Genomic DNA, 25,469 nt, shown 5'->3' with positions numbered 1-25,469 from the left:
TATGACTAATAAAGACTTTATCTCAGAATTATCGCAGCAGACGGGCTATAACCCCGATGACACGCAGCGGATGGTTAACGCCATTGTGGAGGCGATGGGTGATCATTTCCAGGAGAATGATGCGGTCCTTGTTCCGACATTCGGAACCTTTGAGGTTAAGAAGAAGATGGAACGCATCATGGTGAACCCTTCTACGGGTCAGCGTATGTTAGTTCCACCCAAGTTGGTGCTGAACTTTAAGCCGAATGTAAACTGGAAAGAACGTGTAAAGAATGGAGGAACTGAGTAATGGGAAAGGTGACAATACAAGATATCGCTGTGATACTCAGTGAGCGTCATGGTCTGACAAAGAAAGATGCTTCTGGTTTTGTGGGTGCCCTGTTTGATGTGGTAAGACAGGCCTTGGAGCGGGATAGGATTGTTAAGATCAAAGGATTCGGAACCTTTAAGATCATTGATGTTGATGCACGTGAGAGTGTGAATGTCAACACAGGCGAGCGCGTATTGATAGAAGGGCACAATAAAATCACCTTCACTCCGGATGCCTTGATGAAAGAACTGGTTAACAAACCGTTCTCTCAGTTTGAGACGGTCGTGTTGAATGATGGCGTGGACTTCGAGGACACGCTGAAGACGATGGAGACTGCGAGTGACGAGGTCGAGCTGGAGGAAGTGGCCCCTGCAGGGGAGGCGGTTGCTGAGCCTGTCGAAGCGCAGGAGGCTGTTGAAGCTGATGCTGATGAGACCCTTCGACAAGCTCAGGGTCCGTCGGATGAGGCTCTTCAACAAACGGTTGTTGAGCCTGTTGAGGCACAGGAGGCAGAGCCTGCTGGCGATGTGACACTTGATCCTGCGGCCATGCCGTTGGTCGATTTTGCCTCGGATGCTGAGGAGAATGGCGATGATGCTTCGTTGAACGAGATTGAGGATGAGGATATACCAGAATGGGTGATTGAGCCCTATGTTCCAACGGAGAAGGAAAAGGCTGATGACGAGGCCCTTCGACAAGCGGTTGCTGAGCCCGTCGAAGCACAGGGTCCGTCGGAAGACACTCTTCAGGAAACGGTTGCTGAGCCTGTCGAAGCACAAGAACCCGTCGAAGCTCAGGAGGCTGTTGAGGCACAGGAGGTTGTTCAGGCTGATGATGAGACCCTTCGACAAACGGTTGCTGAGCCCGTCGAAGCACAAGAACCTGTCGAAGCTCAGGAGGCTGTTGAGGCTGTTGTTGATGATGGCGAGGCCCTTCGACAAGCGGTTGCTGAGCCCGTCGAAGCACAAGAACCTGTCGAGGAAGAGCCTGAGGAGGAGTTTGACGCGGATGCTATTCTGGCTAAATATGACTCTGACGGATCGTCCAGTGGTAAGAAATGGCTGATCGGTATTCTGGCCGCTCTGTTGGGTCTTGCTGGCGGTTACCTGTTGGGTAATTTCCTGCCGCTCTCGAACGTGTTCCCTGAATATCGTCTTGTGTTTGAACGTGTGGATAACGAGAAGGCGAAAGATGAACAGACATTGGAACAGGCTGAGCCTGCGGCAGAGGTGCCATCGTTATCTACTGCAGAGGAGACGAAGGCAGAGAAGTCTGTTGCTCCTGTCGCACCGGTCGCTAAGCCTGAGCCCAAGCCGGCGGCACCTGTTGCAGAGAAGAAAACTGTAGTGCCCTCGGCATCTCAGACGGTTGCCGCGAAGGCACCTGAGAAGAAGGCGGATACTCCTGCTGCCGACAAGACGCATGATCAATACGCTGCCATGGATGCCCGCGTGAGACTGGGTGCCTATCGGATTGTGGGTACAGACCATATCGAGAAGGTCAGAGAGGGTGATAACCTGGCTAAGATCGCTCGTCGAACTCTAGGGCCAGACATGGAGTGTTATATCGAAGTTTACAATGGACTGAAAGCCTCTTCACAACTGAAAACAGGGCAGGCTATCAAGATCCCGAAGTTGGAGTGGAAGAAGAAAAAGAAGGCTCAGACTGTGAACTAATAGAGAAAGAATGAAAAAGTTTCTTAAAACTTAGGTTTTAGGGAACTTTTTTAATATTATTTAGATAGGCAAATGAGTGGAAAATCCTTTTATTTCACTACTTTTGCGGTCAAATTAGGAATTTGTAAAGAGTAATTATTATGGCAGAAGCTATTGACATCCGTGAGTTGAATATCCGGATAGAACAACAAAGCGCATTCGTGACAAATCTGACGACGGGCATGGACCGTGTTATCGTAGGTCAGAAGCATCTGGTGGACTCGCTCCTGATCGGATTGCTGAGCGACGGACATATCCTGTTGGAAGGAGTGCCTGGTCTGGCAAAGACCTTGGCTATTAAGACACTCTCGCAACTGATAGCTGCCGACTATAGCCGTATCCAGTTTACACCAGACCTCCTCCCTGCTGACGTGATCGGTACGATGATCTATTCACAGAAGGATGAGAAGTTCCAGGTGAAGAAGGGCCCCGTGTTTGCAAACTTCGTGTTGGCTGATGAGATCAACCGTGCCCCAGCAAAGGTGCAGAGTGCATTGCTTGAGGCCATGCAGGAGAAACAGGTGACCATCGGCAGTGAGACTTTCACGTTGCCCAATCCTTTCCTTGTGATGGCCACTCAGAACCCCATCGAACAGGAGGGTACCTATCCCTTGCCAGAGGCACAGGTGGACCGTTTCATGCTGAAGGTCGTCATCGATTATCCGTCTCTGGACGAAGAGAAGAAGATTATCCGTGAGAATATTGCCGGTGAGATGCCGAGCGTGACACCTGTGACAACTGCTGATGAGATTTTGAAGGCTCGTTCTGTGGTTCGCGAAGTGTATATTGACGAGAAGATTGAACAGTACATTGCTGACATCGTCTTTGCGACACGCTATCCAGAGCGCTATGGCCTGAAAGACTTGAAGGATATGATTTCCTTTGGTGGTTCGCCGCGTGCCAGCATTAACCTTGCCAAGGCTGCCCGTGCTTACGCTTTCATCAAGCGTCGTGGGTATGTGGTGCCTGAGGATGTGCGTGCCGTGGCTCATGACGTGCTGCGTCATCGTATCGGTCTTACCTATGAGGCAGAGGCCAGCAATATCACCAGTGAGGAGATTGTGTCGAAGATAATTAATAAGGTCGAAGTGCCCTAATTGTTAACAGTTGACGGTTTATAGTTTACAGGATGGAAACATCTGAGATCATCAAGAAAGTCCGTAAGATCGAGATCAAGACCCGTGGCCTGAGCTCAAATATCTTCGCAGGTCAATACCATTCAGCCTTCAAGGGCAGAGGTATGGCGTTCAGTGAGGTGCGCGAGTATCAGTTCGGTGATGATGTGCGTGATATAGACTGGAATGTGACGGCGCGTTTTCATCGTCCTTACGTCAAGGTGTTTGAGGAGGAGCGCGAGCTGACGGTGATGCTGCTGATTGACGTCAGTGGTTCGCTGGATTTTGGTACGCAGAAACAGATGAAGCGCGACATGGTGACAGAGATAGCAGCTACGATTGCTTTCAGTGCCATCCAGAACAATGATAAGATCGGTGTCGTGTTCTTCTCAGATAAGATAGAGAAGTATATACCTCCCAAGAAAGGTAGGAAGCACATCCTCTATATCATCCGTGAGATGCTGGACTTCCAACCGGAGTCGAAGCGTACGGACGTGAAGCAGGCTGTGGAGTTCCTGTCGAGTGTCCAGAAGCGTCGTACCACGGCCTTCATCCTCAGTGACTTCTACGTGCGGAATGATTTCCAGCAGTCGTTGCAGATCTGCAACAGGAAGCATGATGTCGTGGCTATTCAAGTGTATGACCAACGTGCAAAGGAGTTGCCTGATGTCGGATTGATGAAGGTGGTAGATGCCGAGACGGGCTATGAGCAATATATCGATACAAGTTCCAAGCGCTTGCGCCAGGCATACCGCCAGTACTGGATGGGTCGTCAGGCGGAGTTGCAGGAGACCTTCAACAAGAGTAATGTGGACAATGTGAGTATTGCTACGAATGAGGATTTCGTCAAGTCACTAATGCTGTTGTTTAAAAAGAGAAGCTGATGAAGAAGGCGTTGATTCTAATCATAGGCGTTGTGTGTGCGCTCAAGGTAGCGGCACAGGTGTCTGTAGAGGCCAGGATCGACTCTATCGAGATGTTCGTGGGTCAGCAGGTGCATGTGACGCTGACAGCGAATGCCCAGGAGAGCGCAAAGGTGGAGTTTCCACAGTTCCAACCGACACAATATATCACGCCTGGGGTAGAGGTGCTTGGCAGTAAGGAGTTGGAGAAGCAGGAGTTGGACAACGGGTTCGTGGCCCGTTCGATGGTCTATACCCTGACCTCTTTCGATGATACGCTGTACTATCTGCCGCCGATGACCGTGAAGATCGATGGTAAGCCCTATGCCAGCAAGAGTCTGGCCCTGAAGGTGCTGACGATGGAAGTGGACACTATGCATGCCGATCAGTTCTTCGGCCCTAAGGGCGTGCAGGATAATCCTTTCCAGTGGAGCGACTGGCGTCTTCCATTCTGGTTGAGCGTACTGCTCTTGGTACTGTTGGTGTTCTGCTATTATCTGTATCTCCGTCTGCGCGACAATAAACCCATTATCTCGCATATCAGGATCGTCAAGCATCTGTTGCCGCATCAGAAGGCCATGAAGGAGATCGAACAGATCAAGGCCGACAAGATGGTGACATCGGAGAACTCTAAGGAATACTATACCAAACTGACGGACACGATTCGTAAGTATATCGAGGAGCGTTATGGTTTCAGTGCGATGGAGATGACGAGTAGTGAGATCATCGCGAAACTGGTGGAGGTGCAGGATGAGGGTGCACTCAGTGAACTGCGTCACTTGTTCCTGACGGCCGACCTCGTGAAGTTCGCCAAATACTCGACGCTCATCAACGAAAATGATCAGAATCTGGTCAGTGCCATCGCGTTTATCAATCAGACGAAGTTGGAGAACATGCCAGTGGAGGAGACCGTAAAACCACAACTCTCCGAGGAAGACCAGCGCTCACAGAAGGCACGTAGGATCCTTAAGACGGTCATCACACTGATCTCCGTAGTCTGTGCCCTGTTGTTCGCGTATGTGATGTATGCTTTTTATCAGTTGTTGAACTAAAGGAAACAAATGAAATTTGCCAATCAAGAATATCTGCTTCTGCTCCTGTTGATCATCCCATATCTGATCTGGTATGTGATGTACAGGAAAAAGACTGAGCCGACGATGCGGATGAGTGATACGTTCGTGTTCCGTTATGCGCCGAGAAGTTGGAAGGTGACGCTGATGCCGCTCTCCCTGATGCTCCGTCTGCTGGCCTTCACGATGATCGTGCTGGTGCTGGCACGTCCGCAGACGCAGAACTCATGGAAGAGTAAGACCGTAGAGGGAATAGATATCATGTTGGCGATGGATGTGTCTACCAGTATGCTGGCCGAGGACCTGAAACCCAATAGAATCGAGGCGGCCAAACAGGTGGCTGCGGAGTTTATCATTGGTCGTCCGAATGATAATATCGGCTTGACCATCTTTGCGGGAGAGTCGTTCACACAGTGCCCCATGACCACCGATCACGCCTCTCTGTTGAATCTGCTCCAGAACGTGCGTACGGATATCGCGGCCCGCGGACTGATCGAGGATGGTACGGCCATCGGCATGGGACTGGCTAATGCGGTGACCCGTCTGAAAGATTCCAAGGCCAAGAGTAAGGTGGTGATTCTGTTGACTGACGGTAGTAACAACCGTGGTGACATTTCGCCGATGACGGCTGCGGAGATCGCCAGGAGTCTGGGTGTCCGTGTCTATACCATCGGTGTGGGAACCAATAACGTAGCACCATACCCGATGCCTGTAGCAGGGGGCGTTCAGTATGTGAATATTCCAGTGGAGATTGACAACAAGACGCTGAGTGAGATCGCTGCTGCAACGGAAGGCGATTTCTATCGTGCCACGAATACAAAAGAACTGCGAAATATCTATAAGGAGATTGACCAGTTGGAGAAGAGTAAGTTGAACGTGAAGAATTTCAGCAAGCGATATGAGGCCTATCAGCCCTTTGCACTCATCGCTGTTCTGGCGTTGCTGCTTGAGATCCTGTTGCGTATAACCATATTCAGGAGGATACCGTAGTATGTTTAGATTTGAAGATCCCACATATCTCTATCTGTTGGTGCTGATTCCCATATTGGCATTGGTCAGGTATGTCTCATATCGAAACCAGAAGAAACGACTTCGTCGTTTTGGAGAACCGGCTTTGTTGAAAGAGTTAATGCCGAACGTGTCGTTTCTCCGTCCCCTCACGAAGTTCTGGATGCTTCAGGGGGCACTTGCCCTACTGATTGTCATGCTTGCCAGACCGCAGATGGGTACGAAGATCAGTCATGAGAAACGCATGGGCATAGAGACCATTATCGCCATGGATATCAGTAACTCGATGCGGGCAGAGGATATCATTCCTAGCCGTCTGGACAGGAGTAAGATGATGGTGGAGAACTTAGTGGATCATTTCACGAACGACAAGATAGGTCTGCTTGTCTTTGCAGGAGATGCTTTCGTACAGTTGCCGATCACGAGCGACTATGTGTCGGCGAAGATGTTCCTGAGCAGTATTGATCCGTCGATGATAGCCACACAAGGTACGGATATCGCTAAGGCCATCAGTATGGCTTCAAACAGTTTTACTCAGGAAGAAGGCATCGGTAAGGCTATCGTGGTTATCACTGATGGTGAGGATCATGAGGGTGGGGCCTTGGAGGCTGCCAAGGCGGCCAAAGACAAGGGGATGCGTGTCTATGTGCTTGGTGTCGGTTCTGTCAACGGCTCACCAATACCTCTGCCAGGGACGGGCGAATATATGAAAGATAATACAGGCAACACTGTGATGTCGGCTCTGAATGAGGAGATGTGTAAACAGGTGGCTCAGGCAGGTGGTGGTGCCTATATCCATGTGGAGAATAACAGCGCAGCCCAGGAACAGTTGGACAGGGAACTGGATAAACTTTCCAAGAAGGAGACTTCCTCAACCATCTATAGTGAGTATGATGAGCAGTTCCAAGCTTTTGGTGTCTTGGCATTGCTGCTGCTGATTCTCGAGGTCTTTATCATGGACCGTCAGAGTCCATTGTTGAAGAGTCTTTCTCTCTTTGGGAGTAAGAAGAAGGTGACGGTCATGCTTCTTCTTCTTTTGATGACATTGACTGCCTCTGCGCAGACCGACCGTCAATATGTGCGTCAGGGAAATAAGTTGTACCGTGGCGGAGACTATCCTAATGCGGAGGTGTCTTATCGCAAGGCTGTCGAGAAGAATGCTCGTAATCCTCAGGCTGCCTTTAACCTAGGTAATGCGTTGATGGCACAGAAGAAAGATTCTGCTGCCATTGAACAGTTTGAGCATGCAGCCAAGTTGGAGACCAATCCTCTTCGAAAGGCACAAGCATATCATAACATGGGGGTTATCTGTCAGACTCATAGGATGTATGGTGAGGCGATAGAGGCTTATAAAAACGCATTGCGCCTGAATCCGAATGATGATGAGACTCGTTATAATCTGGTACTCTGTAAGCATCAGCAACAGAAGCAGCAACAGAAGCAGGATCAGAACAAGCAGAATGAGAATCAGAAAAACGACGATAAGAAAGACCAGCAAAAGAATGAAGAGAATAAGCAGAAGAAGCAGGAACAGCCTAAGCCGCAGATGAGTAAGGAGAATGCGGAACAACTGCTGAATGCTGCTATCCAGAACGAGAAGCAGACCCAGGATAAGATGAAGAAGGCCCAACAGAAGCCGCAACGTCGCGCTATTCAGAAGAATTGGTGATCTGTAGTGAGAAGGAGAATTGAAAAATTGTAAAGGAATAGAAGATGGAAAGATATATAAACATGAAGGTTCAAAGGTGGGTGAAATGGTTTTTACCTTTTTACCTTCTTACCTTTATGCCTTTTAGCTTGCTTGCTCAGACGCTTACAGGATCGGCCCCGTCGCATGTCGCCGTTGGCGAGAATTTCCGTCTGACATACACGGTCAATACCATGAATGTCAGCGAATTCAGGGCCGGCAATATTCCTGAGGAGTTGGAGGTCTTGATTGGCCCGAACAGTTCTACGCAGTCGAGTTATCAGATGATAAACGGACATACGAGCTCTTCTTCGTCTGTGACCTATACTTATATGGTTGTGGCCACGAAAGCTGGTACGTTCACGATTCCTCCTGCTGTTGCTGTGGTAGGTGGTAAGCGCATCACTTCGAAACCTCTGACCATTCGTGCGTCGGGATCAGCACAAGGAAGTAGTTCCCGTCATCAGCGTCAGAGTAACGATGATGAGGGAGGAGAGCTACGGGATGTCGGAAGCAGGATCTCGGGCTCGGATCTCTTTATCAAGGTAAGTGCTAACAAGAAGAGGGTCTATGAGCAGGAGCCGATTCTGCTGACCTACAAGGTATATACGTTGGTCTCGTTGACTCAGTTGCGGGGTGACATGCCGGATCTGAAGAGTTTCTATACGCAGGAAGTGGATTTGCCACAGCAAAAGAGCTTCTCTATCGAGACAGTCAACGGGCGTCCCTATCGTACCTGTACATGGAGTCAGTATGTGATGTTCCCCCAGATGACGGGTAAGTTGGAGATTCCCAGCATCACCTTCGAAGGAATCGTAGTACAACAGAATCGAAATGTTGATCCCTTTGAGGCATTCTTCAATGGCGGTTCCGGCTATGTGGAGGTGAAAAAGAAGATCCAAGCCCCAGGCATTGATATTCAGGTCGATCCCCTGCCTGCCCGTCCGGCGAATTTCTCTGGTGGCGTGGGTAAGTTCAATATCACTGCTCAGTTGAATAAGACAGAGACGAAAGCGAATGATCCGGTCTCTCTGCGTATCATCTTGAGTGGTACCGGAAACTTGAAGCTTATCAAACAGCCGGTAGTCAAGTTCCCCAAGGATTTTGACAAGTATGAGCCGAAGATTACGGATAAGACAAAGCTGACAGCTCATGGTATTGAGGGGTCAATGATTTTTGATATTCTGGCCGTTCCACGCCATCAAGGCAAGTATGAGATACCACCGGTAGAGTTTACTTATTTTGATGTTTCGACGAAGAGTTATAAGACAATCCAGAGTGATGCCTTGACTCTTGATGTAGCCAAAGGATCCGGTGCTGCATCCGTGAATGATTTCTCAGGTCAGGATGTGCAGGAGCTGAATAAGGATATCCGTTATATCAAGATGGGTGACGTGCGCCAGCAGGGACTTGACCGTTTCTTCTTTGCCTCCACCGGTTACTGGATATCTTTGGCCGTACTTGCTTTGATATTCATCTCTCTGTTCATTGTATTCCGTCAGCGTGCTATCGACAATGCCAATGTGACGAAGACGCGTGGAAAGAAAGCTAATAAGGTGGCGACAAAACGGCTGAAGAATGCGGCCAAGCTGATGGCGGACGATAAGCCGGGAGAGTTCTATGATGAGGTGCTCCGTGCACTATGGGGCTATGTAGGTGACAAACTGAATATACCAGTCGAACAACTCTCTCACGACAATATCAGTCAGCGACTGACGGAGCGTCAGGTAGATGGGAATATCATCAGTCAGTTTATCGGAGCTCTTGATGAGTGTGAGTTTGAACGTTATGCCCCTGGTGATCCGAAAGGAAATATGAACAAAGTGTATGAAAAGGCGATGACTGCCATTGAGAAGATTGAGGAGACGATGAAGAAGAAGGGGCGCAGGGCAGCAACGATGAAGTTGTTGTTGGTTGTGCTTGTCATCCATCTCCCGTTACTTGCCGGTGCTACGACCAAAGCTGAGGCAGACAGTGCCTATGTACGTGGACAGTACCAACAGGCCATCAAGGATTATGAGGAGTTGCTGAAGCAGGGCGCAAGTGCTGATCTCTATTATAATCTTGGTAATGCTTACTACCGGACGGAGAATATCACGCGTGCAGTCTTGAACTATGAACGTGCCCTTCTGTTTTCTCCCGGTGACCGTGATATCCGTTTCAACCTGCAGATAGCACGGTCAAAGACCATCGACAAGATTGTCCCTGAATCTGAGATGTTCTTCTTTACTTGGTATCGTTCGGTGGTCAACCTGATGAGCGTTGATGCGTGGGCTTGTCTGTCTCTGCTGTCTTTGGCTCTGGTGATTGTCCTTCTGTTGGTCTACCTCTTCTCGGAACGTTTGTGGCTCCGTAAGATCGGTTTCTTTGGCGGAGTTGTGTTGCTTATCCTGTTCGTGATGGGTAATGTCTTTGCTTGGCAACAGCGTCAGAACCTAATGGAACGGAAGGGGGCTATCGTGATGGTTCCTTCCATGGCAGTCAAGAGCACACCAGCGAAGAGCGGTACCGATCTCTTTATTCTTCATGAGGGTACGAAGGTCTTGATTTCCGATAGGGCGATGAAAGGATGGAAGGAGATCCGTGTGGCTGATGGTAAAGAGGGCTGGGTTGAGAGTCATCAGATAGAGGAGATATAGTATGTTCCAGGAAATACTCATGTCGGCAGACGGCTTTCTCTCCGCACTGGTGGAGTATGATAAGGATTTGTTATTGTCTTTGAATGGCAGTGACTCTCTTTATCTGGATCGTGTCATGCGTGTCCTGACGGCTACCGTCACATGGGTACCTCTGTACATTAGTCTTTTCTATGTGGTACTTAACAATAATGATAACTTCCGTAAGGTCATGATGATCTTGTGCGGTGCTGGTCTGTGCGTGTTGTTGGCGGGGACGGTCGATGATATGATTGTCAAGCCGATGGTAGGACGCTGGCGACCTACACATGACCCCGAGATTGGCTTGCTGGTTGATATCGTTGACGGCTATCGGGGGGGGCGCTTCGGTTTCTTCTCCGCCCATGCCTCTAACACCTTCAGTATTGCGGTGTTCTTCTGCTGGTTAGTCAGAAGTCGTCTGCTGTCGCTGGCACTCATACTCTGGTCGTTCACGAACTGCTGGACACGTCTGTACCTTGGTGTCCACTTCCCAGGTGACATTCTGGTTGGACTGTTGTGGGGAGGTCTGGTGGGATCGACCGTCTATTTCCTGTATTATCGCCTATCCAGAAATATGACGTCAAGAAGACGTTTTATTTCTTCACAATATACATCTACGGGCTTCCAGCGCTCCGATTGCGATGTTCCTGTCGCAGTCTTGGTATTTACGTTGGTCTTTGCTCTTATCAAATCTTGTCTTATATGAGTTGTTCTATAAAGGAATCAGATCCCAGACATATCCATATCAGTGACTATAACTATCCGCTTCCCGATGATCGCATCGCCAAGTTTCCCATTGCACGGCGCGACCAGTCTAAGCTCTTACTCTATCGTAACGGTGAGGTAGGGGAGGACGTCTTCTGTCATCTGCCCGACTATCTGCCGAAGGGTGCTCTGATGGTCTTCAATAATACGAAGGTGATACAGGCACGAATGCATTTCCGTAAAGCTAATGCGAATGGCGAGCCTCTTGGCGCGCTGATAGAGGTCTTCCTCTTAGAGCCTGCCGATCCGTCAGACTATGAGCTGATGTTCCAGACAACGGGGCATTGCGCTTGGTATTGTCTTGTCGGCAACCTGAAGAAGTGGAAAGAAGGCACCCTGTCACGCGAGATTGATATCAAGGGAGAGAAGGTTCTCGTGATGGCAACCCGTGGTGCCATCCATGGTACCTCCCATCGGATAGACTTTGAGTGGAAGGCCGCCGATAACTCTCGAATCTCCTTTGCAGAAATTATCGATGCGATGGGAGAACTGCCGATTCCTCCCTATCTGAACCGTGAGACGCAGGAGAGCGACAAGACGACCTACCAGACGGTCTATTCGAAAATCAAGGGAAGTGTGGCTGCACCAACGGCTGGACTTCATTTTACGCCAGAGGTACTGGCTGCTCTTGATGCCCATGGCATCGATCGTGAGGAACTGACATTACATGTTGGTGCCGGTACATTCAAACCCGTGAAGAGTGAGGAGATAGAAGGACATGAGATGCACACGGAATATATCAGTGTACGTCGTTCGACCATAGAGAAACTGATTCGGCACGATGGCAAGGCTATTGCTGTGGGTACCACGAGTGTCCGTACGTTGGAAAGCCTATATTATATGGGAGTGAAAGTGATGCGGAATGCGAATCTGACGGAAGAGCAACTTCATGTGTGTCAATGGGAACCCTATGACAGTCCTTGCGATGTTCCAGCTGTTGAGGCACTGAGAAGTCTGGCCGCATGGATGGATGTCCGCGGTCTTGAGGTGCTGCATTCGAGTACGCAGATTATCATTGCTCCTGGCTATAACTATAAGATTGTGAAGATGCTGGTCACCAACTTCCATCAGCCGCAGTCTACATTGCTGTTGCTCGTGAGTGCCTTTGTCAAGGGCGATTGGCACAAGATTTACGATTATGCCCTGTCGCACGACTTCCGCTTCCTGAGTTATGGCGATTCCTCTCTCCTGATACCATAGGTAAAGGTCACTTAGATGTATTACTGACCATCTGTTTTTGTATTATAGATGCATTTTTTTTAGAAAATACTTGTTTTTTTAATCTTTATTTCATATATTTGCACTGAGTATTAGCTAGTAACATAAAGACTTAAAGATTAGGGGAAATTCCCTATTGGTGCTATTAACAAAATGTGTAATATGATGAAAAGGAGTATTTTTAGTTGTTTTTTGATGGCAACAGTGATTGTTTCCATGGTATCTTGTTCCAAAGATCATGATGTCTTTAATAATTCTGCCGTGGAACAACAGCACAAAAGTGAGTTTGAATCCAACTTTATCAAGAAGTATGGAGCTGTGGACCCAGAACAAACGTGGGATTTCGCAAAAATGTATCCTACCTATTCTCTCTCGGGAAACACCATTCTGCCAAGAAACCTGACACGTGCCGTCATCGATGGTGGTAGCGAATATATGTCGATAGGTGATTGGTACGAGGTGGACGCCAAGACTATTGAATGGATGAAGAAGAAACTGCCCGATGGCCGTAACCATGAAGACCTCGGAAACCCCTTCTACATGATCGTACCTCAGAATGAGTTCAGTATCGTTCCTATCTATCAGGGGACGGGCGACTTCGTGTGGACGCTGCATCTGGTGGTTGAGGACTTTAACGATCAGGGGGATGCGATGGATATCACGGTATGGACGAAGAACCAGAATATCCAGAAGAATGAGTCGGGTAACGACGGTGACTGGCAGGATGTCGGTCCTGTGGATCCTAATACGAACTACAGAACCAGTCGTACTCATAACACGAAGACGGCTAAGTTCGTGCGTGCTAAGCCTATCACGTTTAAGAACCTGCCTGTTGGCAAGAGCATGTATCTCTATCTGTCGAACCTTAAGTCAGGTGCTCCACGAAACCCGGCATCATCACTTGCTCACCAGATGCTGGCATTGAACATTCATCCTGATTCTGTGCCTAGTCTGGGCGACGACTACAAGGAGATGATTATCGGTTGTGAGGATCAGGCTATCTACGAGAAGAGCGACCACGACTTTGAGGATGTGGTGTTTATGATGTACGGTAAGCCCGATGTGCCGGAGATTAAGGAAATCACGGAGCCTGTCAAGGAAACGGTTTCCAAGCGATATATGGTTGAAGACTTGGGCGAGACTGACGATTTCGACTTTAACGACATCGTGGTCGATGTGTTGCAGACCACTACGAAGACTGCTGTCTATAAGATCAACGAGGATGGAACGAGGACGTTCCTGCGCTTTGAGGGAGATCCCACGGTATCGCAGAAGGCTGTGATACGGGCTATGGGCGGAACGCTTGACTTCGAACTGACCATAGGTAATATGAAGTGGAGTAAGAGCGGCAGTGGCTATGCGGCTGGCACTATGGTAAATACTGGAGCCGATGGTCAGGCTATTGATTATAATGCTACGCTGGCCGAGTTTGATGTGACAGGTTGGAATTCAGAGACCAATAATATCTCAGTGAAAGTTGGTAGCAAGGGAAGTGGTAATGTCATGACGATCGTGTTCCCAAAGAAGGGTGAGGTGCCCATGATTATCGCAGTGGATACCAACTGGATGAAGGAACGTGTATCTGTGCCTTCTTCTTGGTTCACAATTCCAGATGACGATGATGAAGGAGAATAAAGAACCGACTGGTCAAGATAACAAAAAGAGAGTGCTGAATTTCAGCACTCTCTTTTTTGTAGTCGATAGGGGAATCGAACCCCTATGCCAAGATTGAGAATCTTGTATCCTAACCATTAGATGAATCGACCATCTTCGCACTCTTGGATCAGTCACCCCTGCGGAAGGAGGGGGATTCGAACCCCCGGTACGGGAACCCGTACGGCAGTTTAGCAAACTGCTGGTTTCAGCCACTCACCCATCCTTCCAGAATGCTTCGTGTTAGAAACCGAGGGGCTATCTCCTCAAATGCGGATGCAAAGGTACGGCTATTTTTTCATTCCTGCAAATTTTTCGGCACTTTTTTTTGAAAAAAGTTATTTGAAGGCGACGACCTCTGTCAGTTCCTGGTTCAGATAGAACGTGTTCTGCAGGGTGTCTGTGCCGCGTACATAGCTCATTCTCAGATAGAAAAGATCGTCGGAGTGCTTCTCGGGATAGCTGATGCCTTTTTTGAACAATTCAGCTCCGCGATGGCGCATCAGATGAATGAGGGAGTCATTAACATACCTCGTTGTACCCAGATCTGCAAATTCACGGTCGGACAACAATTCTGGATTCTCTGCGTTAGCCTCGATGAAGGCCTTGACGGTCTTCTCCGCATGATACTGCTGTCCGCATGAGGCGAACAGCAGTACAGTCATACCTATAATATACTTGCCTGACTTCATTTCTGCGGGATGTTTCGGAGTACGTCGAGCAGATGATCCCATACCATCTGTACGGTCGGGATGAGCAAACGCTCGTCGGGTGTATGTACAAATCGGAGGGTAGGGCCGAAGCTGACCATATCGAGGTTGGGATAGCGCTCGGAGAAAAGACCGCACTCCAGACCTGCGTGTATACCGCGGACTACGGGCTCTTTCTTGAATAGTTTCTTATACGACTCCACCACGATCTCGGTCAACTTAGAATCAGCCTTCATTTTCCAGGCCGGATAGCCGTCGCCTGATACCACCTCGGCTCCTGCGAGCTCAAAAGCAGCTCCGACAGTAGCGCACATATTGTCGAGGTTGGACATCACGTTGCTTCGCTGACTTGACAGAATATCGATAGTGGTCTCTGTGGTGTGGATGCTAGCCAGATTGCTCGATGTCTCCACCATACCGCCCAGTGCTTCATCCTGACAGATGGCATAGATGCCGTTGTCGACGGCCTGAACAGCCCAGATGAACTTCTTGGCGACAGCAGGTTCAATAACAGGCTCTGCCTCTGTGCTCTCCATGAACCACACCATCTGCGGGTCTGTCACATGGAACTCGTCCTGCACATCAACGGCAAAGACATTCCAGTCGGCACGTACATTCTCTTTCACATCGTTGGGTACGGCTATCACGAAATAACCGTCACGAGGAATAGCGTTGTGGAGTTTGCCGCTGTGGAACTGTGCCAGTTGTACGCCCTCATAGCGCTTCATGGTCTGCTGTACGAAACGGGCAAGGATCTTAATGGCGTTGGCGCGTTTCTTGTTGATATCATCACCGGAGTGTCCGCCTACAAGGCCTTTGATGGAGCCTTTCAAGAAGAAGCTTCCCTGGGGGGCAGCCTCCCGCTTGAAGGTGAACTGGGCCGTCGTGTTCCGTCCACCAGCACAGCTGACGAAGATCTCGCCCTCATCTTCAGAATCGAGGTTAATCAGGTAATCGCCAGTCATGAACCCTGCTTTCATTCCCTCTGCTCCTGTCAGACCGGTCTCCTCGTCACGGGTGAAGACACACTCGATAGGACCGTGCTCGATATCATCGGATGCCAGGATGGCCAGTTCGATGGCACAACCGATACCGTCGTCGGCGCCCAGCGTCGTACCTTCAGCAGTCAGCCATTCTCCGTCAACGTATGTCTTGATGGCATCCTTGTCGAAATCGAACTCCACATCAACGAGTTTGTCGCATACCATATCCATATGACTCTGCAGGATGACCGTCTTACGGTTCTCCATTCCAGGCGTGGCACCTTTGCGGATAATCACGTTACCAGTCTCGTCGACCTTCGTGTCAAGGCCATGACGCTCACCCCAGCTCTTCAGATACTCAATCATCTTCTCTTCACGCTTCGAGGGACGAGGAATAGTGTTAATCTTCGCAAATTCAGCGAAGACGCTAGCGGGTTTTAAATCGTTTTTATTCATTATTAATGATATTTTTTACTGATTTCTTAATAAATTGCTTATCTTTGCACCCGAAAAGGCGTGTTTTGCAGCGCAAAATTACTAAAAAATGATTGAATTACTACTTGTCAGCACGTTAATAATTGCTATAGGAATGGCATTTTTATGCGTTAAACTGATTTTCAGGAAGAACGGTTCTTTCTCCTCTCAGCATATCCATGACTCCGAGGCAATGAAGGAACGGGGAATCCACTGCGTGATGGATCAGGACCGCGAGATGCGTGTGAAGAGCAGGTTCGCCGTTAATGAACGATAAACATTAAACATTAGATAAACAAATGAAAAAGTACATTCTTAGCACACTGGCCATCGCAGCCATGATGGCTTCGTGCAACAATGCAAGTCCTAAGATGGACGAGCAGCCGGCATCGGATGATGCGTCTGCCTCTGGTTTCAAAATCGCCTATGTCGAGGTTGACTCTCTCATGACACAGTACGACTTTGCCAAGGACTACAGCGTGACTCTTCAGAAGAAGTCGAACAATGCCCGTAACACACTCAACCAGAAGGGTACTGCCCTTCAGGCCGCTGTGAACAACTTCCAGCAGAAGTTGAATAACAACGGATTCCAGAGCCGTGAGCAGGCCGCAAGCGTTCAGGCAGCCCTTGAGCGTCAGCAGCGCGACCTTCAGGAACTCCAGGCTCGTCTGGAGAACGAACTCGCTAATGAGACCGCTAAGTTCAATGAGGCACTCCGCGATTCTCTGCAGAACTTCCTTAAAGCATATAACAAGGACAAGAAGTATGACCTGATCCTTTCGAAGGCTGGTGATAATATTCTTCTTGCCGAGAAGAGATACGATATTACCATGGATGTCATCAATGGTCTGAATAAGCGCTATAAGCCAGCCGCAAAGTCGGCCGCTGCTGACACGAAAAAGACTGAGGATAAAAAGTAAGTTTTTTGGGCTAACATTTATGAGAGGTATCTGAGTCCTTCAGATACCTCTCTTCTTTTATGCCTTTCCTGTTCGGCTGTGTCTGGTCTCCATGGTGACATATTATAAAAGAGGTGAAACCGTGTGGTCTCACCTCTTATGATATGGTAGAATCCGAATGAACTATCTGACCACCTTCTTGCCGTCTACGATGTAAAGACCGGCAGGGAGTTCGTCGAGTGACGTAGCCTGCATGCGGACACCACTCAGGTTGTAGATGCCTTTCGACGTGTCGATCGTCTTGTCGGCCTTGATCCTGTTGATGCCGGTAGGCTCACCTCCTGCAAGTCCGCGTACGAAACCGGCATAGACATGCTTACGATTATAGTTGAGATCCCAGATACCTACAGGCTCGCCACCACGCCAGCCGCTGTTGGCAGGTGCATCGGTGGGGCACCACTGACAGATACCCCACTGCTGGGCTGCAGGTATGAGGCGGAAGTACTCCTTGAAGATCCACTCATAGAGATCGGCCATCTTCTTGTGCTCGTCTTCGGTCAGCTGATCGGTCTTGACAGATCCTCCCCATTTGTTTGAACCGCGGACATAGCCCATGTCCATCTCGCTGATGCGACAGAGCTTTCCGCTTGCGGCGATGATCTCAAACATCTTAGTGATATGTTTTTTCGCATTCTCCTGAAGATTGGCATCTTCATAGCAGCTGATATGCATCTGGGTGCCGATGCCGTCGATCTTTGTCACACCGTCGGCTTCCCATTTCTTGATCCAGTTGACGAGGCTCTTCACTTTCTGGTTGTCATCCCAGTCTGACTCCAGGTTGTAGTCGTTGATGAAGAGTGTCAGATCCTCAGGACCATATTTGCGGGCGAGGCGACAAGCCTGACGGATGTAGTCGAGATCGCCCAGATGATCCTGCCAATAGAAAGCGTCGCCACCAACATCCCATGTGCCACTCTTATAGCCCGATGAGTGTTGCAGTTCATAGTTGCCTTCGCCGTCATTTCCTTCGCCGGAGAGAGCCTCGTTGACGAGATCCCATGCCTTCACCTTACCATCGCAGGCTTCCATCATGCCCTTGATCCAAAGGTCCATCGCATAGACGAGGGTGTCGTGACGCTCCTGTGCGGTCTGGGGAATAGTATGAGCCTGATAGCCCTCAAACTTGATGCTCTTGATATAGATGTCGCCCACGAAGTCGCCGCACTGCAGCAAGAGGAAGTTGTTATCCATCACTGGTGTGTAATCGATAACTACATCCTGCCATTCTTTGGTGAATGGTATATCAATAGCAGTTTCCGGCGTGTATGTGAAGTCTCCCAGTTTGCTATGGAGTTTACCTGCATCCGAGCCTTTCAGAGTTATGGTCATCTTGTAGGTATCACCAGTTTTGAGCATGATATCCGTCACGGCCTGGAATTGCACATCCCATGAGTTATCACACATTTTTGTCGTATGAATAACCAGACCGTTCGTGTCAAACTTAATCGTGTAGTTGTAAACCGATTCTTCTGCTTTCCAGCCGACGGTTTTGTTGGTGAGGAAATCCTTGCTGACGATCTCGGTGTAGGTCACTTCCGAATTGGGGTCTGGCTTGTCGGCAATGAGCTTACGCAGCCAAGCGTTGGGCTGCTGTGAGTGCCAGGCGAGGGTGTGGCCATAGACGTTGAGTCCAGCCTCGGTGGCTGCTTCAACGTACTGCTTCACGGTGGTGAAATTCATGTTGCCATTACCATCCACGCAACTCGACATCTTCATGGCATTGCCGGCGACGGTCTCTGTGAAGTTCTTGTTGGTCAAGTCCTTGACCAGAGGATTGTTAAGGTAGTCGTTGACGGTCGTACCAATACCCAGTTTGAAATTAGGGTACTTTGAGTAGTCAATGTAATCCTTGAGAGCATGATACTCATCCAGGTACCTGTAGTTGTCATCGTTAGGTTTGCCCGTCTCAAATTTCTCTTGTGCCATAGTCGGAGTTAAAAGACTGGCAGCAAGCATACACATTAATACTTTCTTCATTGTGATGTAAATGTAGATTATTAGTTGATTGGTTATTTGTTATATTTAGGTTGTAAAGGTACAACAAATTTTTGATATAAAAGAAGCAATGATAAAAAAAGAGGCGAAACTTTGCAGTTTCACCTCTTTAATATAGTCAGATAGGGTATTACTCTGCCCAGTTCTCCTGAGACTTACGGATGTAGGTCTTGTAACGGAGCTGTGCCATACGCTGAGCCTCAGCGAAGAGCTCCTCTGCCTCGTTAGGATAAGCCTTCTTGACAGAGAGGTAACGAACCTCACCGAGCAGGAAGTCATGGAAGTTCTCCCAGTTCGGCTCCTTAGAGTCGAGTGAGAACGGATTCTTGCCTTCCTCTGCGAGGGCGGGGTTGAAGCGCCACAGGTGCCAGTAACCGCACTCCACAGCCTTCTTCTCCTCAGCCTGGCTCTTACCCATACCGCCCTTGGCCTTCAGACCGTGGTTGATACATGGAGCGTAGGCGATGATGATTGAAGGTCCGTGCCAAGCCTCAGCCTCACGAATAGCCTTGAGGGTCTGTGCGTGATCGGCGCCCATAGCAATCTGAGCAACGTATACATAACCGTAGGTCGTAGCGATCATACCGAGATCCTTCTTGCGGATACGCTTACCCTGAGCAGCGAACTGAGCGATAGCACCGAGAGGCGTAGCCTTAGAAGCCTGACCACCAGTGTTAGAGTAAACCTCAGTATCGAGCACGAGGATATTCACATCTTCGCCAGAAGCGATCACATGGTCGAGACCACCGTAACCGATATCGTAAGAAGCACCGTCACCACCGATGATCCACTGTGAACGCTTCACCAGGTAGTGGTCGAGTGTCTGAAGCTCCTTGCACTTCTCGCAACCGGCAGCGGCGCCAGCAGCGATGGCTTCCTTCAACTTCGGAGCAATCTCCTTCGTCTTGTCGGCATCCTCCTTGTTGGCGATCCACTCGTCGGCGAGAGCCTTGAACTCAGCGGGAGCACCCTCAGAGGCCTCAGTGAGCAGCTTAGCCACGCGCTCCTTCATCTTCTTGTTACCCAGAGCCATACCGAGACCGAACTCGCAGAAGTCCTCGAACAGTGAGTTGTTGAAGACAGGACCCTGACCCTTCTCGTTTTTGGTGTAAGGTGTAGAAGGAATAGAAGCTGAATAGATTGAAGAACAACCAGTAGCGTTGGCAATCATCTGACGATCACCGAAGAGCTGTGAGATAAGCTTCACATAAGGAGTCTCACCGCAACCAGAGCAGGCGCCAGAGAACTCGAACAGAGGCTGTGCGAACTGTGAGTTCTTCACGTTGCTCTTGATGTCGACAAGATCCTGCTTGCTCTTCACGTTCTTCACCAGGTACTCCCAGTTCTTAGCCTCCTGAACCATATCGGCTGCATCGGGGTTGAACGGAGCCATGGTGAGGGCCTTACCGGTCTTCGGGTTGCCCGGGCAGATGTCGGCACAGTTACCGCAACCCAGACAGTCGAGTACTGAGGTCTCGATGCGGAAGCGCATGCCCTTCATGGCTGCGGGAGCCTTCATCTCGATGGTATCGTCGGCAGCAGCGAAGCCCTTGATCTCGTTCTCGTCGAGAACGAACGGACGGATAGCTGCGTGAGGACAGATATATGCACACTGGTTACACTGGATACAGTTGTCCTTGTTCCAAACAGGAACGAAGGCCTCAACACCACGCTTCTCGTAAGCGGCTGTACCAACCTCCCAAGAACCGTCAACGGTGTTGTGCTTCACGAAGTCAGAAACCTTCAGCAGGTCACCGGCCTGAGCGTTGATAGGACGAACCAGCTCCTTAACGAATGCGGGAGCATCGTCCTGCTTCTCTGCATCATCAGGCAGATTAGCCCACTCGGGCTTCACTGTGAGCTGCTGGTACTCACCACCGCGGTCGATAGCGGCGTAGTTCTTGTCAACCACGTCCTGACCCTTAGCACCGTAAGACTTCAGGGCAGCTGCCTTCATCTTCTCAACAGCGAGCTCTACGGGGATCACGCCGGTGATACGGAAGAAGGCCGACTGAAGGATCGTATTGGTGCGGTTGCCCAGACCGATCTCCTGTGCAATCTTGGTAGCATTGATGGTATATACGGTGATGTTGTTCTGTGCGAAGTAACGCTTGACCTTGTTAGGCATGAACTTCTCGAGCTCGTCGGCATCGAAGATGGTGTTCAGCAGGAACTGACCGTTCTTCTGCAGACCGCGGGTCACGTCGTACATGTGCAGGTAAGCCTGTACGTGGCAAGCCACGAAGTTAGGTGTGGTCACCAGATAGGTAGAGCGGATAGGTGTATCACCGAAACGCAGGTGAGAGCAGGTGAAACCTCCTGACTTCTTAGAGTCGTATGAGAAGTAAGCCTGACAGTACTTGTCAGTGTTGTCGCCAATGATCTTCACAGAGTTCTTGTTGGCACCTACAGTACCATCGGCACCCAGACCGTAGAACTTAGCCTGGAACATGCCGGCACCGCCGAGGGCGATTTCCTCAACCTCAGGCAGAGAAGTGAAGGTCACGTCGTCTACGATACCAATCGTGAAGTGGTTCTTGGGCTCTGGCATAGCGAGGTTGTTGAACACGCTGATGATCTGAGCAGGTGTGGTGTCGCGGCTACCAAGACCGTAGCGACCACCAACGATAACAGGACGATCCTTCACATCGAAGAAGGCATCCTTCACGTCGAGGTACAGAGGCTCACCGTTGGCACCGGGCTCCTTTGTACGGTCGAGGACAGCGATCTTCTTGACCGTCTTGGGAACAGCAGCCAGCAGGTGCTTCACAGAGAACGGACGATAGAGGTGTACGCTGATCATACCAACTTTCTGACCATTAGCGTTCAGATAGTCGATAGCCTCACGGGCAGCATCGGTAGCCGAACCCATCAGGATGATCATGCGGTCAGCATCCTCGGCACCGTAATATGAGAAGAGGTGATACTCACGGCCAGTGATCTTAGAGATCTCGCCGAGATACTTCTCTACAACCTCGGGCACTGCATCGTAGTAAGGATTGCTTGCCTCACGGTGTGTGAAGAATGTCTCGGGGTTCTCAGCGGTACCGCGGGTGATAGGACGCTCAGGGCTCATAGCACGATCGCGGAAACGCTTGATGTACTCTTCCTTAACGAGAGGACGGATATCCTCCTGGTCCATCATCTCGATCTTGTGATATTCGTGAGAGGTGCGGAAACCATCGAAGAAGTTAACGAAAGGCACGCAGGTCTCAAGTGTTGCCAGATGGGGAACGGCTGTCAGGTCCATCACCTCCTGTACAGAGCCAGAGCAGAACATGGCGAAGCCTGTCTGACGGCAAGCCATCACATCCTGATGGTCGCCAAAGATACACAGAGAGTGAGAAGCAAGCGTACGGGCAGATACGTCGAATACGCAAGGGATCAGCTCACCTGCAATCTTGTACATGTTAGGAATCATCAGGAGCAGACCCTGAGAAGCTGTGAACGTAGTGGTCAGCGCACCAGCCTGCAGTGAACCGTGAACGGCACCAGCGGCACCGGCCTCCGACTGCATTTCCTGAACTGATACGTTCTGCCCCCAGAGGTTCTTACGACCGCGGGCAGCCCACTCGTCAACGTGCTCCGCCATCGGTGATGACGGTGTGATGGGGTAGATAGCTGCTACCTCAGAGAACATATAGCTCACGTGAGCTGCAGCCTCATTACCATCACAGGTGATAAATTTCTTTTCTTTAGCCATTTTTGATAAATATAAATATAAAAACTACTTTTGTATTTGTTTAATTACCTAATTATTACTAACTGTCTTTCTCTTGTCCTCTGCTAGTAGAGGAATCCCAGAAGCCATAGCGGAATCTGGTTGTCCTTGCCGATCTCCGTATTGTAACGGGCATAGATGGTATCGGGGGAGAACCTGATCTTTCCGGGCGACTTCGCGTCGACAATGCGGAACTTGAGCTTCTCATCTACCAGGTAGTTACAGTCGCGCCCGCCTGTGTTTACCTTGTGATCCTTCCATAGTGAGTTAACAAAGAAGGTCTCCATGGCTTCCTGTCGGTCTACTTGGATCGGATAGATCGCGTACATCAGGTTGGAGTTGTGAAGCATGATCTTGGCAGGTTTCTTCGGGAAGTCCTGTCCGACAGGATAGATGAGGTTGAGCAGACGTGCGTCGGTGAGGTACTTGATGTAGTTCATCACGGTGGCACGACTGGTCTCTATGTCTTGTGCCAGCTTACTGACGTTCGGAGCCTTGGCCGGTCCCTCTTCAGCAATCTGGTAGAAGAGTTTCTTGATCTTCGTGAGGTATTTGAGCTCGATCTGCTTGATCAGCAGGATATCCACCTCGGTCATCATGTTCATCGTCTTCAGCAGGTTCTCCGAGTAGTTGCGATGCTCCTGGAAGAAGGGATAGAATCCATGATGGATGTAATCCTGGAAATAGCGGTTGGGCGACACCTTCGGCAATATCTGCTTGATGATGCGCTCATGGTCTTTCAGGATCTCTTCCAGTGTGTAGGGGCGGAAACTGTTGCCTGTGAGCAGGTTGACGAATTCGCGGAAGGAAAAACCGCGCAGGTTATAGCTCTTGACAATACCATTGAGTTCCGGGTTCTCGTCTTTCAGGCGCATCACACTGCTGCCTGTAAACACAATCTTCAGGTTCGGATAGAGGTCGTAGCATTTGCGGAGCTCGGAACTCCAGTCGGGCTGTTTGAACACCTGGTCGATGAGCAGCACTCGTCCACCATGCTTGTAGAATTTGCCGGCAAAGTCGGCAATGCCCTGTCCCTGGAAGTAGAAGTTGTTCATGTTGATATACAGACATTGCTTGTCGAGTATATCAAAATGCTCTTTAGCGTATTGGAGGAGGAAGGTGGTCTTTCCGATGCCGCGTGTACCTTTGATGCCGATCATACGGTCGCTCCAGTCGATCTCGTCCATAAGGGTGCGACGTACTGGAGCGTTGACATGCTCGACAAGGTATCTATGCGTCCTGAAGAAAGCTTCCATCCTGCCTGAATTGTTATCTTTTACTCTCTAAAGTGGTGCAAAGGTAACACTTTTCTTGTAAATTGCAAAGTCTAAGTTGCAAAAACTCAAAAAAAAATGGTAATTTTGCACCAAAATTGAATAAAATGGTAACATTATACGTGTTTAATCCAGAACACGATCTGGCATTGGCCTCAAACCTTAGTAATTTCACGGCTCCTCATGCGGGACGTAGACTGAGAAGCGACCTGGGCTACCTGCCTGCCATCTGGGCCGATGAGAACGATTATATCCTGGTGGATCATGTCGGTTTGGCCCGGAAGGCGTATGGACGTCTGAGAGCCAGGATCGGAGGAGGTCCGCGCCAGTTTGTCGATAAAAATCAGTTGCCCCATCTTGCGATTGATGAGGTGAGACCCTGGGGATGGGACCCGGCCATCCGTAGCTTCCTGCTGCGCCATGGTGTCGGGGCAGTACCCTCGGAACAGGATATCCGACAGATACGTGACTTGTCGCACAGGGAGCATGCAGCCGCCGTGCTGGCACGACTCCAGTGTGAGGGTACGGTGGGGCAATCTGTAAAGGCAGATGGTCTGGATGTCGTCGTGGAAAAGCTCAACGAGTGGCGCCGTGTGGTCGTGAAGGCTCCTTGGAGCAGTAGCGGTCGTGGCATCCGTTTTGTCGAAGGCACACTGAACGACTATCATCGTGGTTGGATCCGGAATGTCATCCAGCATCAGGGAAGTGTCATGGTCGAACCCTATTATAATAAGGTGAAGGATTTTGGTATGGAGTTCAGCATCGACGAGCAGGGTGGTGTGCACTATCTGGGGCTCTCTCTCTTCCATACGAGAAACGGGGCTTATACGGGTAACCTGATTGCGACGGATGAGGAGAAGACGGATATGCTAAGTCATTATATACCAGTCGATTTACTTGCGAACGTTAAAGAGAAGATTATGGCGTCGTTCGGTCCCATGTGTCAGAAGAGGTACCGGGGACCTTTCGGGGTGGATATGATGATTGTGGCACGCCCGGATGGCGATGGGTTCCTGTTGCATCCGTGTGTGGAGATCAACCTGCGTCGGACGATGGGACATGTGGCACTGGCCATTCCTCCATTCGCTGACGGTTATGCCCGTGTGATGCAGATCGCATTGACAGACAAGTACCGGATAAGGGTTCGCAAGACTTAGGATAATCTCCCTTACAGTAAAACAACTTGTTTTACTTTCAAAGAAACCATCTCCACGATCATAAGAGATAGGCTCCATGAAGGTAAAACAAGTTGT

General features: G+C 49.7%; 19 protein-coding genes and 2 tRNA genes. 14 read left to right on the top strand and 7 right to left on the bottom strand.

Translation table 11 applies throughout. The features are described 5' to 3' along the window. Position 1: 1 nt before the first annotated feature. The 11 genes from BMY63_RS02355 to BMY63_RS02305 all read left to right on the top strand — a co-directional run bounded on the left by BMY63_RS02355 (position 2) and on the right by BMY63_RS02305 (position 14,082). Positions 2 to 289: an HU family DNA-binding protein gene (locus BMY63_RS02355; RefSeq protein ID WP_091899565.1), complete on the top strand. Its 288-nt coding sequence runs from the start codon at positions 2 to 4 to the stop codon at positions 287 to 289. After that, positions 289 to 1,986 (top strand): HU family DNA-binding protein, encoded by a 1,698-nt coding sequence (locus tag BMY63_RS02350; RefSeq protein ID WP_091914461.1) that lies wholly within the window; start codon positions 289 to 291, stop codon positions 1,984 to 1,986. Before BMY63_RS02355 ends, BMY63_RS02350 begins: the two co-directional genes overlap by 1 nt. Before the next feature lie 140 nt (positions 1,987 to 2,126). After that, positions 2,127 to 3,122 carry an AAA family ATPase gene (locus BMY63_RS02345; protein ID WP_091899563.1) on the top strand — a complete coding sequence of 332 codons (996 nt, stop codon included), beginning with the start codon at positions 2,127 to 2,129 and terminating at the stop codon, positions 3,120 to 3,122. A 32-nt stretch (positions 3,123 to 3,154) separates the two neighbouring features. Continuing rightward, on the top strand, positions 3,155 to 4,024 hold the full coding sequence (locus BMY63_RS02340) for a DUF58 domain-containing protein (RefSeq protein ID WP_091899562.1): 870 nt from the start codon (positions 3,155 to 3,157) through the stop codon (positions 4,022 to 4,024). Further along, positions 4,024 to 5,094 (top strand): BatD family protein, encoded by a 1,071-nt coding sequence (locus BMY63_RS02335; protein WP_091914459.1) that lies wholly within the window; start codon positions 4,024 to 4,026, stop codon positions 5,092 to 5,094. Before BMY63_RS02340 ends, BMY63_RS02335 begins: the two co-directional genes overlap by 1 nt. Before the next feature lie 9 nt (positions 5,095 to 5,103). After that, positions 5,104 to 6,102 (top strand): vWA domain-containing protein, encoded by a 999-nt coding sequence (locus BMY63_RS02330; protein ID WP_091899560.1) that lies wholly within the window; start codon positions 5,104 to 5,106, stop codon positions 6,100 to 6,102. 1 nt (position 6,103) lies between these two features. Next, positions 6,104 to 7,789: a vWA domain-containing protein gene (locus tag BMY63_RS02325; protein ID WP_091914457.1), complete on the top strand. Its 1,686-nt coding sequence runs from the start codon at positions 6,104 to 6,106 to the stop codon at positions 7,787 to 7,789. Between the two features lie 116 nt (positions 7,790 to 7,905). Next, positions 7,906 to 10,446 carry a BatD family protein gene (locus BMY63_RS02320; RefSeq protein WP_091914455.1) on the top strand — a complete coding sequence of 847 codons (2,541 nt, stop codon included), beginning with the start codon at positions 7,906 to 7,908 and terminating at the stop codon, positions 10,444 to 10,446. Between the two features lies 1 nt (position 10,447). Then, on the top strand, positions 10,448 to 11,170 hold the full coding sequence (locus BMY63_RS02315) for a phosphatase PAP2 family protein (protein WP_255397413.1): 723 nt from the start codon (positions 10,448 to 10,450) through the stop codon (positions 11,168 to 11,170). Continuing rightward, positions 11,167 to 12,429 carry an S-adenosylmethionine:tRNA ribosyltransferase-isomerase gene (locus tag BMY63_RS02310; protein ID WP_091899557.1) on the top strand — a complete coding sequence of 421 codons (1,263 nt, stop codon included), beginning with the start codon at positions 11,167 to 11,169 and terminating at the stop codon, positions 12,427 to 12,429. Before BMY63_RS02315 ends, BMY63_RS02310 begins: the two co-directional genes overlap by 4 nt. Positions 12,430 to 12,642: 213 nt before the next feature. Continuing rightward, positions 12,643 to 14,082 carry a hypothetical protein gene (locus tag BMY63_RS02305; protein ID WP_143065698.1) on the top strand — a complete coding sequence of 480 codons (1,440 nt, stop codon included), beginning with the start codon at positions 12,643 to 12,645 and terminating at the stop codon, positions 14,080 to 14,082. Positions 14,083 to 14,141: 59 nt separating this feature from the next. On the opposite strand, the gene BMY63_RS02300 is transcribed toward BMY63_RS02305, so the two are convergent. The 4 genes from BMY63_RS02300 to BMY63_RS02285 form a co-directional block, all read right to left on the bottom strand. Next, positions 14,142 to 14,213, bottom strand: a tRNA-Glu gene (locus BMY63_RS02300). Positions 14,214 to 14,243: 30 nt separating this feature from the next. Further along, positions 14,244 to 14,330: transfer RNA gene (locus BMY63_RS02295), tRNA-Ser, on the bottom strand. Positions 14,331 to 14,438: 108 nt separating this feature from the next. Further along, positions 14,439 to 14,765, bottom strand: a complete 327-nt coding sequence (locus BMY63_RS02290) for a hypothetical protein (protein ID WP_218141879.1) — start codon at positions 14,763 to 14,765, stop codon at positions 14,439 to 14,441. A 23-nt stretch (positions 14,766 to 14,788) separates the two neighbouring features. Then, entirely contained in the window at positions 14,789 to 16,249 is a 1,461-nt protein-coding gene (locus tag BMY63_RS02285; RefSeq protein ID WP_091914449.1) for an aminoacyl-histidine dipeptidase, read from the bottom strand. Between the two features lie 88 nt (positions 16,250 to 16,337). On the opposite strand from BMY63_RS02285, the gene BMY63_RS02280 reads away from it, so the two are divergent. Beyond that, the gene (locus tag BMY63_RS02280) at positions 16,338 to 16,544 is read left to right on the top strand and encodes a hypothetical protein (RefSeq protein ID WP_091914447.1); all 207 of its coding nucleotides are present in this window, start codon (positions 16,338 to 16,340) and stop codon (positions 16,542 to 16,544) included. Positions 16,545 to 16,566: 22 nt separating this feature from the next. Next, positions 16,567 to 17,187: an OmpH/Skp family outer membrane protein gene (locus BMY63_RS02275; protein ID WP_091914445.1), complete on the top strand. Its 621-nt coding sequence runs from the start codon at positions 16,567 to 16,569 to the stop codon at positions 17,185 to 17,187. 162 nt (positions 17,188 to 17,349) lie between these two features. Here BMY63_RS02275 and BMY63_RS02270 read toward each other — a convergent pair whose 3' ends face one another. The 3 genes from BMY63_RS02270 to BMY63_RS02260 all read right to left on the bottom strand — a co-directional run bounded on the left by BMY63_RS02270 (position 17,350) and on the right by BMY63_RS02260 (position 24,198). After that, positions 17,350 to 19,203 (bottom strand): endo-1,4-beta-xylanase, encoded by a 1,854-nt coding sequence (locus tag BMY63_RS02270; protein WP_091914444.1) that lies wholly within the window; start codon positions 19,201 to 19,203, stop codon positions 17,350 to 17,352. A gap of 148 nt (positions 19,204 to 19,351) precedes the next feature. Next, positions 19,352 to 22,924, bottom strand: a complete 3,573-nt coding sequence (gene nifJ, locus BMY63_RS02265; protein ID WP_091914442.1) for a pyruvate:ferredoxin (flavodoxin) oxidoreductase — start codon at positions 22,922 to 22,924, stop codon at positions 19,352 to 19,354. An 83-nt stretch (positions 22,925 to 23,007) separates the two neighbouring features. Next, positions 23,008 to 24,198, bottom strand: a complete 1,191-nt coding sequence (locus BMY63_RS02260; protein ID WP_091899549.1) for an ATP-binding protein — start codon at positions 24,196 to 24,198, stop codon at positions 23,008 to 23,010. A gap of 125 nt (positions 24,199 to 24,323) precedes the next feature. On the opposite strand from BMY63_RS02260, the gene BMY63_RS02255 reads away from it, so the two are divergent. Continuing rightward, positions 24,324 to 25,373: a hypothetical protein gene (locus BMY63_RS02255; protein ID WP_091914440.1), complete on the top strand. Its 1,050-nt coding sequence runs from the start codon at positions 24,324 to 24,326 to the stop codon at positions 25,371 to 25,373. Positions 25,374 to 25,469 lie beyond the last annotated feature (96 nt).

Source organism: Prevotella aff. ruminicola Tc2-24 (assembly GCF_900110895.1).
Classification (GTDB): Bacteria; Bacteroidota; Bacteroidia; order Bacteroidales; family Bacteroidaceae; genus Prevotella.
This window is presented reverse-complemented; position numbering and strand designations above follow the sequence as displayed.